This is a genomic window from Loktanella sp. D2R18, from assembly GCF_003318235.1.
Taxonomy (GTDB): Bacteria; Pseudomonadota; Alphaproteobacteria; order Rhodobacterales; family Rhodobacteraceae; genus Yoonia.
The window spans coordinates 21,141-33,835 of the sequence record NZ_QOCG01000008.1 but is presented as its reverse complement, the minus strand read 5'-3'; the positions used below and the strand labels follow the sequence as shown (position 1 = coordinate 33,835).

The 12,695-nt window shown below is 52.1% G+C and carries 14 protein-coding genes and 1 pseudogene; 8 read left to right on the top strand and 7 right to left on the bottom strand.

What is annotated here, in order from left to right; all coding sequences use genetic code 11:
• The 5 genes from DS901_RS05045 to DS901_RS18540 all read right to left on the bottom strand — a co-directional run.
• The coding region (locus DS901_RS05045; RefSeq protein WP_147249858.1) for a hypothetical protein at positions 1–822 on the bottom strand (822 nt) is incomplete at its 3' end.
• A gap of 682 nt (positions 823–1,504) precedes the next feature.
• Positions 1,505–1,756 carry a hypothetical protein gene (locus DS901_RS18545; RefSeq protein ID WP_220150216.1) on the bottom strand — a complete coding sequence of 84 codons (252 nt, stop codon included), beginning with the start codon at positions 1,754–1,756 and terminating at the stop codon, positions 1,505–1,507.
• A complete protein-coding gene (locus tag DS901_RS05040) occupies positions 1,674–1,913 on the bottom strand; it encodes a hypothetical protein (protein ID WP_113775851.1) in 240 nt (79 codons plus the stop codon). The genes DS901_RS18545 and DS901_RS05040 overlap by 83 nt, the downstream gene beginning before the upstream one ends.
• Positions 1,913–2,323, bottom strand: coding sequence for a lysozyme (locus tag DS901_RS05035; RefSeq protein WP_113775850.1), 411 nt, complete (start codon positions 2,321–2,323; stop codon positions 1,913–1,915). The genes DS901_RS05040 and DS901_RS05035 overlap by 1 nt, the downstream gene beginning before the upstream one ends.
• 482 nt (positions 2,324–2,805) lie before the next feature.
• Positions 2,806–3,426 (bottom strand): hypothetical protein, encoded by a 621-nt coding sequence (locus DS901_RS18540; RefSeq protein WP_147249856.1) that lies wholly within the window; start codon positions 3,424–3,426, stop codon positions 2,806–2,808.
• A gap of 540 nt (positions 3,427–3,966) precedes the next feature.
• On the opposite strand from DS901_RS18540, the gene DS901_RS05025 reads away from it, so the two are divergent.
• Together DS901_RS05025 and DS901_RS05020 are read left to right on the top strand one after the other, a co-directional pair.
• Positions 3,967–4,941 (top strand): MBL fold metallo-hydrolase, encoded by a 975-nt coding sequence (locus tag DS901_RS05025; protein ID WP_181820769.1) that lies wholly within the window; start codon positions 3,967–3,969, stop codon positions 4,939–4,941.
• Positions 4,850–5,914 carry an AraC family transcriptional regulator gene (locus DS901_RS05020; protein ID WP_181820768.1) on the top strand — a complete coding sequence of 355 codons (1,065 nt, stop codon included), beginning with the start codon at positions 4,850–4,852 and terminating at the stop codon, positions 5,912–5,914. The genes DS901_RS05025 and DS901_RS05020 overlap by 92 nt, the downstream gene beginning before the upstream one ends.
• Before the next feature lie 201 nt (positions 5,915–6,115).
• Here DS901_RS05020 and DS901_RS05015 read toward each other — a convergent pair whose 3' ends face one another.
• Entirely contained in the window at positions 6,116–6,358 is a 243-nt protein-coding gene (locus tag DS901_RS05015; RefSeq protein WP_147249855.1) for a hypothetical protein, read from the bottom strand.
• On the opposite strand from DS901_RS05015, the pseudogene DS901_RS05010 reads away from it, so the two are divergent.
• From DS901_RS05010 to DS901_RS04985, 6 genes and pseudogenes are all read left to right on the top strand, one after another.
• Positions 6,345–6,752: pseudogene (locus DS901_RS05010) on the top strand (integrase core domain-containing protein); the annotation flags it as partial. The gene DS901_RS05015 and the pseudogene DS901_RS05010 sit on opposite strands and share 14 nt — an antisense overlap.
• A gap of 500 nt (positions 6,753–7,252) precedes the next feature.
• Positions 7,253–7,672 (top strand): hypothetical protein, encoded by a 420-nt coding sequence (locus DS901_RS05005; RefSeq protein WP_181820767.1) that lies wholly within the window; start codon positions 7,253–7,255, stop codon positions 7,670–7,672.
• Positions 7,669–8,283, top strand: coding sequence for a MotA/TolQ/ExbB proton channel family protein (locus DS901_RS05000; RefSeq protein WP_113775844.1), 615 nt, complete (start codon positions 7,669–7,671; stop codon positions 8,281–8,283). The genes DS901_RS05005 and DS901_RS05000 overlap by 4 nt, the downstream gene beginning before the upstream one ends.
• A 5-nt stretch (positions 8,284–8,288) precedes the next feature.
• Complete coding sequence (locus DS901_RS04995) at positions 8,289–8,675, top strand: biopolymer transporter ExbD (RefSeq protein WP_258546655.1); 387 nt, start codon at positions 8,289–8,291, stop codon at positions 8,673–8,675.
• 3 nt (positions 8,676–8,678) lie between these two features.
• Positions 8,679–9,068, top strand: a complete 390-nt coding sequence (locus DS901_RS04990) for an ExbD/TolR family protein (protein ID WP_113775843.1) — start codon at positions 8,679–8,681, stop codon at positions 9,066–9,068.
• Between the two features lie 3 nt (positions 9,069–9,071).
• A complete protein-coding gene (locus tag DS901_RS04985) occupies positions 9,072–9,968 on the top strand; it encodes a cell envelope integrity protein TolA (protein WP_113775842.1) in 897 nt (298 codons plus the stop codon).
• A gap of 297 nt (positions 9,969–10,265) precedes the next feature.
• On the opposite strand, the gene DS901_RS04980 is transcribed toward DS901_RS04985, so the two are convergent.
• A complete protein-coding gene (locus tag DS901_RS04980) occupies positions 10,266–12,206 on the bottom strand; it encodes a TonB-dependent receptor (RefSeq protein ID WP_258546654.1) in 1,941 nt (646 codons plus the stop codon).
• Between the last annotated feature and the right edge of the window lie 489 nt (positions 12,207–12,695).

Genomic DNA, 12,695 nt, shown 5'->3' with positions numbered 1-12,695 from the left:
CTGCGTCGTGCTCAGTTCAGGAACCTGACAGGCGTCGTTGGTTGCGACACCCGCATTCGCACTTTCATCTGCCCAAGCGTAGTGCAGATAAACAATACCATCGGCAGGCACATTCGGAACCGTCACTGACGCTGTCCAAGCACCGCTTACAATAGTTGAATTTGAGTCATTAGTGCCAATATTGGCAGCCAGAGTCGCATTGCTTACGTTGGCATAATAACCTGACGACGCCGCAGGTAGACGTGCCAGCATCGTTCCATCGCTCCCGAAAAAAGCAAAGGCATGCCCATCAAAGACACCACTATCACCAAAAGTGATCGTTGGTGACGTCCCCGGGTTCATCTGGTAGCGCCCGATGCCATACATCCGTTCCCACAGGCTTCCATTTATTAGAATGTTGTCGTTCGCTGGTCCGTCGAAATCGCCTGTTGCGCTGTCGCCAAACGCGTTGTCCGTCGAGGTGGCACTCGCCCCGCCCGACGCCAGTAATTCATACCAAGTGTATGCCGCACCGCCGGGTATCTGAAACGCAGCTGAATCTTGAAAAACGTTGGCAGTGTTATCAACCTCACCTGATGCACCATCATCCCTGAATGCGGGGTCAAAACGGGCCAAACTCGTGCCCGTACTGGTATTGTCACTCTGAGAGCCGCGCCAGTAATTCCAATTCCACGTGCAGTTTGCAGATGGATTAGAGGGTGCCGCATCCGAGACAGTCTGCGCCTGCGCGTACTGCGGTGTTGTCGCTCCTGCGGTGACGACCGCAAGCCCTAGAACTAATTTCCCAAGGCGATCCCCGGTCCAAAATATATTTTTGATCATACCATACTCCTACTTGGCAACCAGCTGTTTAGTTCATAACTTGCAAACGCAATGACAAAGTCAGAACGTATTTTCGGTCGCACGTAATGCTGTGGCAGAACCTCAGATTCACGCGATAACGGCAAGCCATCTTCAAATTGAAGATTCCTATGCCACAAGTTGTTTTGGCGTCAAAAGGTGAATCTGTATTTTTGTCGTATTTTCTGTAAGATTTAGACAAAAGGATAGGCCGCTAAATGATAATCGTTGCAACGGAAACACAATTGCGCATTTTCTTATAAAAGACACGATATCATCGTATTCACCGCAGCCCTTTTAGCTGTGCCTGAATTCGTACACATAACCTTTAAGGTGTAATCTTTTGCGCAGGATTAAACTGTCTATATGGTCAGGAATTTCTGGTTTGCGTCCGAAATCCTCTAATCTCTCATATTACTATAAGCGGATGCTATGTGGTCTTTCATTTAAGTGGCGCAAAGCTCCGTCCAGCTCTATGCAACCGGTTGATGCCCTAAAGCGTTGTACCATCGACTTCACTTGTCGTTTCTTCAATTTATGAGCCCTGAATGACCTATACTGCAGCACGCGTTAAGTCCGATTTTACTGTCCGGCGATGGAAATTTGCACCTGCAGCGAAGGGCTGCTTCCCGCCCAATAAAATCGAACAAGCCCTGCCCGCCTGTCAAACATCCGCCCCCACACATTCCCGATCCCAACCGATATTCGTCTTAAAATCCCGCCTCAGGTTCCAGGGCGCGTTGGCTGCCCGCCAGTCCAGTTCCGCTTGCGTGAACCGGCGCGGCTCTTCGATGTCGCTGAAGTCTGCAGCACCGTCTGGCACCATGATCGGTTTAGGGGCGCAGCCAGTGATCAGGGACATCGACAAGATCAGTATCAGGCATTTGGTCAACGGCATGGTCAGACCCTTTGTCATCAAGAACAGTTTGCAGCCGCCCGCCGCATGCGGAGAGCTGGAGGTGAAGGGCAGCGAGGTCACGTTGCAAAGCATCCCGGTCGCCACGCAGAACGCCTGCATAAACGCAGGACGCCAGCGACACAGCCGCGAGACCGCCCGTCAAATATCCCAGCATCACGACGCCTCTAGCGCATCAAGACACATCACGCGCTCAGCCCCACGGCGATTGGATAGCCCGCGAATGACTTGCCCGCCGGCGCGGTTCCAGCGTGGCAGCTCACGGCAGGCCCCAACGAGATCCCCTGCGTTTGCCTTGCGCACCAGTGTGGATCCGCACGCGGCCCCTGCGCCCACGTTGTAGGTCCAGGACACAAAGGCGATCTTGGCATTCACCGGAATGCTGTCTTCATCGGTCAGGCAGGCATCCAGCTGGCGTTCAAAATCCAAGATCCCATCGGCGAGCATCGCGTCGCATTCCGCCTGGGAGTAGCGATCGCCCTGCCCGACCCCGCGCGTCTCACCGCTGCAGACGGTCCAGACCTGCCCAAAGTGATCCCAATAGGCCGTGGTTTCACTACCCTTGATCCAAGTTAGATTGCATGGGCGCTAGCTACCGAGAACTGCGCATACCGGACATAAACGCCTTGCTAAAACTTACACGCCAAAAACGTTGGAAGACCTTGTAATACAAACCCCCGGCGAAATGGCATTGGTTTTGTCACATTTTTGGCAACACGCTGAAGAGCAGACGTTGGGGCGGCGCGCAGCATCCGTCGAAGTGGGCTCTGACCCGCCATTAGCTGCGCTTTGCACCAATGGCCGCTGTTCCGTTTATGGTCCAAATGGGCGGTGTTCCAAGTCTTAAAAGGACTGGACTCTAGACGCAGTGTGATCGTGCTAATGCCAGGCAGCAGTGACTGATAGATGACCTCAATGGGACGCTGCATTCCCAGCGGATCAAGGCCTGCATCGGGGCACTTCGCGTTGTTCGGGCTCGCACGGTGCAGTGCCTTTCAAGAGCGACATTAAGTGTGGAGGCGGCCTAATGCTTCGGATGATAATCTGCCTTACCCCAATTCGTGCGTATGCTCAAGCTCAAGCATGTCCTTGAAAAAGCGATCCAAATCGACATTCGCCTTTTCCAATGCCGGCAAAACCCATCCGAAAACGCTGTAGGCGCGTGGTGAGACCTGAAACACAGTGTAGGGCTGTTCGAAGGCCATAAGCTCGATTAACCTTTTTGAATATTTATTCGACGCCATCAGCATCGACATCATGATCAACCGGGCGCCTGGCATGTCAAGAATCGCAAGACGAACAGACATTTGGGCGTGCTGAGGCATCAAAGGAATTACACCCTTGGTACTCGCTCGTTGGACCCAAGAACTTAGCTGATTTCTGGGGTGGCAATCGTAAAGAGGTGCAAATCTTGCAGTGGTCGCATTGATCCGCTGGATCAGTCGGTCACTACTTGCCATTTGGGCGGTACCTAAAGTTCCAATCGGTGAGCTATAGTACGCAAGAATGTCAGAGCCAAAAGCCTGCAAAGGCTCACGAACTTCCAACAAGGCCTTGGAAATCTTAAGTTGTATCGCGCTTGAAACTGTCCGAAGTGACAATGGGTGACCAACATATATAGCAGGATTAACGTTTATGTGGCGGGCGACGCGGTCAGGGGTGACGTGCATGAATTGCTCCTCTTCTCATTGATAACTTAATCCATCTATATGAAATCGCATATACATCCGTCGGCAATACATGTGCATAACCACCGATGGCCGCCTGCTATATTGGGGTCGTTTGCAGGAGGGGGCGAAATGACACTGTAAGCAACATGTCAACCCGTCCCAATTGAACCTTGTTGAGTTTCGGCCTGCCAAGCCATTGATTTGTTTGGGGCAGAAACCGTATCATTCAAACAACTGTTTCATTGGGACAGACGTTGGTAAACAGACGTTCATTGCCCTCTGTGCGAACTCACCTGACGCGGACGAACCGTACTTTCGCTGCAGTTGCGCCGAGGTCTGTAGTCAGAAAGCTTTGGATGGCACGTGGCTGCCGATATGATGTTTCGGTTAACTCTAGGCTGAACGTTCAGCTGAAAGTTGAAATGATGGAAGTCTTAATATAATCTTGGACGATAAGTATGGTTTCCTAGACTTTTGGTTATTCAAAGTACAATAATTTCACCTCATATGTGCCTCACACCAATCAACACGGAGACATATATGTCCTATCTTACAATCAACCGCCGCGCAGCTCTTATGGGTGGCGCCTTGGCCGTTGCCGCACCTGCCATCATCAGTTCTACCACCAAAGCACAAGCAGCGGGTTCTGACCTACCCTTGCGCGCCCTTGCACAGTTTTCTGTCGGTGATATGAAAATTACTGTCATCGATGATATGTTGTTTACTGTCCCGACTGCCATCTTTGGCGCGAATGCTCCGGAAGGCAGCGTAGACGCATTATTTGTCAAGTATGGCTTGGGAACCGAGCTTGCAAATGTGCAAGGGGCCGTCTTTTTGGTCGAAACTGGCGACGCCAAAGTGCTTATCGATACTGGTATGGGCGACATTACCTTGCCAGATGCGACAGCTGATAACGGACGCCTTTTCGCAGGGCTTGCCGCCGTTGGTGTGTCGCCGGATGACATCACCCACGTTTTCTTGACCCACGGCCACTATGACCACATCGGCGGGGTCTCAAAAAATGGCGTGGCATGCTTTCCGAATGCAGCACACTTTATGCCACAGGCCGAGTTGGATTATTGGACATCCGCACCAAGCGCCGAGGCTAGTTTTGCCAACCTGATGCTCAGCTATGGCAACGACAAACTGAACCCGATCAAAGACATGATCCAGATCGTTGAGGACGGCGACGAAATCGTGCCGGGGATCACAGCTATCGCGGCGCCTGGTCACACGTACGGCCACATGGCCGTAATGCTGGAAAGCAATGGCGAAAAGCTGCTGCATTTGATCGATACCTCTGTACATTACATCGTAGGCACGAACGAGCCGACATGGGCTTTGGGTATTGAACAAGATCCTGCTGCGGCACATGAGACACGTGAACGTCTGTTTGGCTTGGCTGCTGACGAAAACCTTCTGGTTGCTGGGTATCATTTCCCGTTCCCAGGCGTTGGCCGCATGTCCCGCACTGAGGCTGGTGCATTCTTGTACACACCTGTTTCAGTGTCATAAACGGATTAAAGCACTCTTCGGCGGCAGCTTGATGCCGCCGAAGGGAACAGGAAAAAAGGTGCGCAAAATGGATCCGCTCAGTGATGTCCTTGAACTGATAGGGTTTAGAAGCTCTATCTATTTTCAGAAAAACTTCTGCGGAAATTGGAAAATGTCGGTGTCCGATACTGGGTTCGCACAATTCCATTACATCGTCCGCGGCACTGCAGTGATTGAGCATGATGGTCATGTCGAAAACCTTACTGCAGGCGATCTAGTTTTGTTTCCCAAGGGCGCATCGCACGCGATATGTGACAACCCTGATAGCCCGGCCACATCCGGTCAGGACGTCATCGCGGGCCTTCAAGCCGGCGATGAACCGTTCCTTGACGGAGCCCCAACGACCCGGATGATTTGTGGCCATTTCCAATATGATTTGGCCCATCAACATCCGCTCGTGAAGGACCTCCCACCGCGGATTTTGCTTAAAACAAGCGAAATGGAGCTGGGTACACTATTGTCCTCGCTCATCTCCTTGATCGTGAATGAAACCCTCACAAAGGAAATAGGCAGCCGCACGGTCACGCAATATCTTTCCCAAGCCTTGTTTGCCTCAATACTGCGCGCGCATTTCGTGCTGGAGGGCAGCCAGATCGGTTTCTATTCTGGGATACGCGACGCGCGGATCGTATCCGCACTTTCAGCCATTCACGAGCCTGATGGGTGGAAATACAACCTTGCTGATTTGGCATCGATCGCAGGAATGTCTCGATCATCCTTTGCCGCAATTTTTAAGAGCCACATGGGCCAGACGCCGGGGGACTACGCTTTGAACTGGCGCATGTTCAAAGCGCGCCGATCGCTCGAAAAGCCCGGTCAAACCATCGATCAGATCGCCCACGATTGTGGGTACGGGTCCAGTAGCGCCTTCTCGAGGGCGTTTCGCGCAGTGATGGGCGTCAATCCGAGCCAGCTGAGAACAACATCTCATTAGCAGACATTCATCAAAGATGCAGCATGAGGTAGTCTGGGCTCAAACCGGACCTTAGCCGCGACGTGCACGAATGGCTGCTAACCCAAACGAGGCTTAGAGTGTCATTTCGCCCCGTCCCGCAAACGACCCCTTGAGGGGCGACGAGTCAAAACCCAACCAGTTATTGAACGGTTTTGGAAGGGTCAGATCAATGATCATCGGTTAATCCCGCATCCAGTTCTGGTGCAGCCCAGTTTCAGATTGGAACCATTGCCCCGGAAAGCGGAGTTCTGAGTTACTTCCGGTGGATGTCTGCACGCCGCCGAAGGGGAGGTAGGAGGCCTCCCAAACTTTTGCTCCGAGCGTGTCTGTTGCGAAGATCGGCCGTCCGATGTGGTCGGTGCGCACGAAGTAGAGCGCGCCGCCTTCAACGACTGCCACAACCATCCCATCTCGGTCTGCCAAGACAGACTTTGTTCTCGACGCGTTGGAGCAGGCCCTTCATGATCGACGCCCCATTCATAAGGGCAGCTTGATCCATCACTCGGACCGCGGAGGGCAATATTTGTCCATTCGATACACCGAGCGTCTGGCCGAAGCTGGCATCGAACCATCCGTCGGCAGTGTCGGGGACTCGTATGACAACGCTCTCGCCGAGACGATTAACGGTCTCTACAAAACCGAACTCGTTCATTGCCAGGGACCTTGGCGCAATATGCAGGATCTGGAAATGGCCACTTTCGGTTGGGTCGATTGGTTCAACAACCGGCGCCTGCTTGGCCCCATCGGGAACATCCCGCCAGCCGAAGCCGAAGAGAACTTCTATGCACAGCGTGACGTGCTCGATATGGTCGCATGAAATGAAGCTATAGGTCTCCGGTAAACTCGGGGCGATTCACTAATCATGGTGTTGAGTTTTGAGTTTTGAGTTTTGAGTTTTGAGTTTTGAGTTTTGAGTTTTGAGTTTTGAGTTCCGAAAGGGAGAAAGAATCTGTCATCCAACCGATTTTATGTAACAACGCTATTTATCGTCATGAGCCCTAATACATATGCCTAATTGCCACATCATAAGTACTTGATTGTTTTTATCGGATTAATTATACGATCACGTAACCATCAATGTCATATGGATCAATTAAGGGCTAACAACACATTTTCATCGCTGATGAAGCTATCGTGCAGTCAACAATGGCGCAAAACGTCGATAACTAAGACTGAGCTGCCTTCTCATCAAAAATGTGCTCGATATTTATTATAACTTACTCGCAGGGGACGTAGGAGAAGACCGATCATACATGGCCTGTCTTGTTCGAACGTTTAATTTCCAACATGAAAAAAAACCTTCCAAGTATAGGTTTGATGCTGGCAGCCGCTTCCTTCGTGGCGATGTCAGCACCAGTCCTAGCGCAAGAGGGGGGCGTTGATGCGGCCCCTTCAATTCGCGTTGAAATGAATGGCATGCTTCAGCTCGACGGGGCATGTCAGTTGACGTTCATGCTGACCAATAGCTTGGACGTTAATGTCACGTCACTTGTCTTTGAGACAGTACTTTTGACGAAAGACGGGGCCGTCGATCGTTTGACCTTATTTGACATGCGTGACTTACCAACCGGCATACCGCGCGTGCGGCAATTCAACGTTCCATCGTTATCATGCGACGCCCTAGGGCAGGTTTTGATTAATGATGTGGCCGAATGTTCAGGGGTAGGCATTGCCCCCGCGGACTGCGCCAATGCGTTGAGCTATGAGTCTCGGATTGACGTGGAGGTTTTGGGATGAACCTATTCAAAATGATTATGTCCCAACTGCACGCCATCTACGATCTGGGCGGTCCTGTTGTTCTATTGATGCTGGCGTTGTCAGTGCTATCGTTGGGCGTGATACTGTGGAAAATTTGGCAATTTCATCAGCTGGGTGTCGGACGTAATGCGCAAATCGCAAAAGCAATCATCGCATGGGACGCAGGCGAGCAAGACGTCGCCGAAGCATCGCTTGCGCAAAGCCGCAATACCCTGTCGGATGCGTTGCAAAGCCGTCAAGTCAACGGCCCGAAAACGCGGATTGAGGCCAAGGCCAATGCGCATGTCGCACGTTTAGAAGGTGGCTTCCGTGTGCTGGACAGCATCGCACAAATCGCCCCATTGTTAGGGTTGTTTGGAACTGTATTAGGAATGATCGACGCATTTCAAGCCTTACAACAGGCGGGTAACTCGGTTGACCCGTCATTGCTGGCAGGCGGCATCTGGGTCGCATTGTTAACCACTGCGGCCGGGCTCGCTGTTGCGATGCCGACATCGCTGGTTCTCACGTTTTTTGATAGCCGCGTGGCCCGCGAACGCGTGCTCGCCGAAAGTGCAATTGAATCCAAGTTCGCCGCACGTGCGGGCTGAATGATATGACGCTTCGTACGTCCACCTTGCGGCGCAAACATGTGTCGATGACTTCGCTCATTGATGTGATCTTTCTGTTGCTACTGTTTTTTATGCTCAGTTCTACCTTCACACGGTTTTCTGAAATTCCGCTCGTTGGGGCCAGTGCCGGACAGAGGGCAACAGCCTCCGATACGCCACCCCTCTTTTTACGGCTGGATGAGCAAAGCCTGAAATTAAACGGTCAAGATTATACTTTGGACACGTTGATCGCGCAGATTGATACCCTCGCCCTGTCAGAGGGTCAGCAGCTTTTAGTTGCGCCGCGTGACGCGGTTACGTCACAACGACTGGTCGATCTGTTGGTGGTTCTTGCAGCGCGCCCCGACCTGTCGGTTGTGGTGTTGGAATAACATATGGCCCTTATGAAATCTTCCCGTCGCGCCCAATCAGAGCCAACGATTGCATTGATCAATATCGTCTTTTTGATGTTGATATTTTTCATGATCGCGGGTGCATTAGCACCAACACTGGACGGTGAAATCAAGTTGATTGCAACCGATGATCTTGAAGGGCGCGCGCCGCCCGATACAACTGTTTTACGCGCAGATGGTACATTGTTTTTGCGTGGATCAGAAACGACACCGGAACAGGCCGTGACTGCATCTGAGCACGGCCCAAATGGATTGGACCTACGGCTTGTCGCGGATCGTGCGGTACCCGCCAAAATATTGATGGCCCGCGTCGCAGAATTACGCGCGGCGGGGGCCACGTCCGTCTGGTTGGTTACGGAACGAGGATTGTAGACGATGAACATCCGTACACCAGTCGCTGTTTTTCTGGGGACTTCGGTTCTTATTCATGCTGCATTTTTGTCGGCTATGGCGGTGCCTGACAACACCTTGCCCGCCGCAAGCCCGCCACCTGCCCTAGTCAGTCAAGGCAACAGTTTTGCCGACATGGCGCAACGGTCATCGCCTGAAACAGTGCAACCACCGCCGGTCACCACATTAACACCAACCGAGGTGGAAACAGTCGAGACCGGTGTGCAGTTGCAGGCCAATGAGCTTAGTGAAAAGCCTGCCGAGATTCTTGCGACCGCAACTACCCCGAACATTGCGACGATCGCACCAGTTACCCCAACGCAGGCTGCCACGATTCAATCCGTACAAATAGAAACGGTGCAGCCAGAGGTGATGGAGGCGCTTCCTGACGTACAAGTTTCTGAGGCGACGATAAGCACATTACGTCCAGTGCAACGACCAACTAATCTTGGCCAAACCCCACCGCCGCGACCATCCCCCGAACAAGTGCCAGTCTCCCAGCAAGGCAACGCCAATCAAAACGCCCGGCAAGGGCAAGCGGCCGCGACCCAAAACACAGGCCAAGCGACACAAAGCGGCCAAGGCCAGCAGGTCGACGAGGCCGCAATCGCCGCTGCACGCGAAGCGGCTGCGAATTATGGTAACGCTGTCATGCGTCAAATCAGTCGCACCCGTCGTGAAAGGACGCGATCTCGGGGCACTGCAGTGGTCAATTTTCGTGTCGGGACCTCAGGCCAATTATCATCTGTTGCAATTGGTCAAAGCTCTGGTGATGTAGATCTTGATAGGATTGCAGTGAACCATGTCCGGCGCGCGGCACCATTCCCCGCCCCGCCTGTAGGCGCGCAAACATCGTTTTCAATTCAATTCCAAGGACGTTAATAAAACAAATCGTTACGAACGTGGGGCTTCGCCCCCACTTTTTATCTATGGTGGGCCACAAATACCTCTTGCCCATTTCGAACAAGGCGAACGTTTCGAAGACTGTCTAAGCCCCCTAACCGCACATAACGAATAACAAGCGTCGCCCTGGCCCAATATTGCGGCAAGCCCGCTTTGGTTAAGTACACAGGTTATCTCCACACGTACTGCTCTGTTGCAGTCTTTAGGTTTGATTTGCACGTTCATTCCCCCGCACTTAGAAAAGCATTATCAGGCGCGGAGGATTGGCTTGTGTGATTAAAAGGTTACGTGCACGCCCAACCCAATTTCGCGTGGCTGAACAATCGTCGCCTCATAATCTGCGATGGTCCGACTGTAACGCATGCTTGTCACCGCATCTTCGCCAAAGACGTTGTTTACATAAGCATACAGTTCTACGTTATCGCGTGGGGTATAAGTGGCCCGCGCGTTAGCGACGGTGTAAGCGTCAATTTTGGCCGCATCGGTGTTTTCGTCATCTGAGTAGTATGAACCACTGTAACGTATGCTCCCGCTCAACGTAACATCGGGGCGCAACTGCCAATCGGCGCTCAAGCCAAAGGTGCTGCTTGGCGCGCTTCCGAAGCTATTGCCGCTATAATCACTGTCGGCGCTTGTGAATTCATCGGTTTCTGTTTTCAGAAGACCCAAGCTGCCTTTTACCGTCAGCACGTCAGATGGTTCAAAGTCAAAGCCGAGCTCGAGCCCGTAAGCGTGGGCTTCTTCGGCATTGACGGTAACAGCTTCAAAATACCCATCGACGGCTTCTGAGGTGACATAGCGTTGCATGTCTTTAAACTGCGTATAGAATAGGTTGGCAGTCAGCCCGAGCCGATCATCAAAGACCCTTGTACGCGCGAATAGCTCGTAATCGATAGACGTTTCCTCATCAAATTCGATCCATTCTTGTGATGACAGCCCTAATACAACACCGCCGGGGTTATAACCCTTGGATACCATAGCGCCAATTGTGGTGACGTCATTCACGTCATAGGCAAGCGTCAACTTAGGCAGCCATGCATCAAAGGTTTCGTCATAATCCAAGTCATTTGCTGCAAACGGGCTAGACCCGACGCGCTGTACGCGGTCGCTTTGATACCGTAATGACGCGCCCAGATACCATTTTTCCGTCAAGCGGTAATCAACGCCAGCGAACACGCCAATACTGTCTTTTTCGTCATCAAATACGGATTCACCGCGCAGGTTTAACGTTTCATCACTGTCGGTATGCGAAACGAACAGTCCCAAAACACCGCTTATGGTGTCAATTTCATCACCGAACACAAGACGTGTTTCGTTTGAAAGGTTTTGTTGGTCAATCTCTGCACTCCCCGAACTTTCTGGTGACGTCGTGCGGGTGGTCAGCATTGATGAATACTGCAGCTGATTGGTCAGTGTGAGCCCGTTATCGAATGCGTAGCTTAAATCATGAATTGCTGTATCTGTTTCTTGTGCCCAGCTTGGGTTTGATGTGACCGTGCTTTCATAATCAGAATAGTCCCCAGTCGCAGCTTCCCAGGTTGGGCGGTTGCTGTCTGAATGGGCGTAAGTCAGTTGCGTGCTCAGCTGCTGCATCTGGGAGGGTTCCCACAACAGTTTAAACCGCCCAGTTGTTGAACTGAGGTCTTGATCCGTATCCCCCAGTGAAAACGCGGAGTCTGTGTAGTCGATAAAGTTATCGCGCTGTGTATGGTCGAGCGTGAACCGCGCCGCGACGTCGGTCGCCACTTGGCCAGATGCCATTAACGACGCACTAAGCCGACCGCCAGTTCCTGCTTCCAGCTTGACTGCGCCTTCTGATGTGAAAGACGGATCAGTCGTGTCGATGATCAAGGCACCTGCGATACTGTTCGCACCCTGGCTGACAGTCTGTGGCCCGCGAAAAAGTTCAACCCGTTCAACGTCCCACAACGATGTCGTCGAAAAGGCGAGTTCGTTGTAGCTAAGGTAGTGACCGTCAACGTTCACGGCGAGACGCGGTGCGGTACCTCCAAAAAATGCCGTTGCACCAGAGTTGGGTCCTTCACCATTTTGACCACGAACGGTTGGTGTACCGCCCTGCCCACCTTCTGCAGGTAAGGTCACATTGGCCATATCGCCAATCACGTCGCTAACGGCGTCAGCACCTTTTAGGGCGTCTAATTCGTCGGCATCCACCGCCGTAACCGAGGCAGCCGTGCGCTGCTGGCTACGTATCATTGTGTCTCCTGTGATGAATATGGTCCCTAATAATTGGGGGTCATCTAGACTGTCTTGTGCCAGCACTGAGAAAGGTAAGATTGCGCAAATCGCTACAATACTTACACCGCCGAGCAATCGCGCGGTTCGCCGTTGTTCCATTCGTTATCCCTTAGGTTTCTTTAGCTGGCATCGAATGGCTGGCGGTGATTTGAAAGCCGTCCTGCCGCTTTTGCGCGGAGGATTATATCCTACGGGTTAGACTCGTTTAGTCCACGCGAGAACAATAACATACTAAAATAGTCGGAACGTGATTATTTTGCATCGTACTACTTTTCCAAATAGCGAAAGCAAATACCTGACTATTATACTAAATTAAGTCTTGAAGGCTGCCAATCTCTCTGACATATCTTATTCAGGCAGCAGCGCCCAGCAAGGGCACGTTCTGATTGCGCATCTATGATGTGCTGCTGATGAACTCGCAAACCCATAGATAAATTCGCAGCCGAC

Bases quoted from the DNA above. Each gene is read 5' to 3' on its own strand.
- DS901_RS18545 (WP_220150216.1), bottom strand. From the start codon at position 1,756: ATGACAAAGGGTCTGACCATGCCGTTGACCAAATGCCTGATACTGATC.
- DS901_RS05040 (WP_113775851.1), bottom strand. From the start codon at position 1,913: ATGCTGGGATATTTGACGGGCGGTCTCGCGGCTGTGTCGCTGGCGTCC.
- DS901_RS18540 (WP_147249856.1), bottom strand. From the start codon at position 3,426: ATGCACGTCACCCCTGACCGCGTCGCCCGCCACATAAACGTTAATCCT.
- DS901_RS05025 (WP_181820769.1), top strand. From the start codon at position 3,967: ATGTCCTATCTTACAATCAACCGCCGCGCAGCTCTTATGGGTGGCGCC.
- DS901_RS05005 (WP_181820767.1), top strand. From the start codon at position 7,253: ATGCTGGCAGCCGCTTCCTTCGTGGCGATGTCAGCACCAGTCCTAGCG.
- DS901_RS05000 (WP_113775844.1), top strand. From the start codon at position 7,669: ATGAACCTATTCAAAATGATTATGTCCCAACTGCACGCCATCTACGAT.
- DS901_RS04995 (WP_258546655.1), top strand. From the start codon at position 8,289: ATGACGCTTCGTACGTCCACCTTGCGGCGCAAACATGTGTCGATGACT.
- DS901_RS04990 (WP_113775843.1), top strand. From the start codon at position 8,679: ATGGCCCTTATGAAATCTTCCCGTCGCGCCCAATCAGAGCCAACGATT.
- DS901_RS04985 (WP_113775842.1), top strand. From the start codon at position 9,072: ATGAACATCCGTACACCAGTCGCTGTTTTTCTGGGGACTTCGGTTCTT.
- DS901_RS04980 (WP_258546654.1), bottom strand. From the start codon at position 12,206: ATGATACGTAGCCAGCAGCGCACGGCTGCCTCGGTTACGGCGGTGGAT.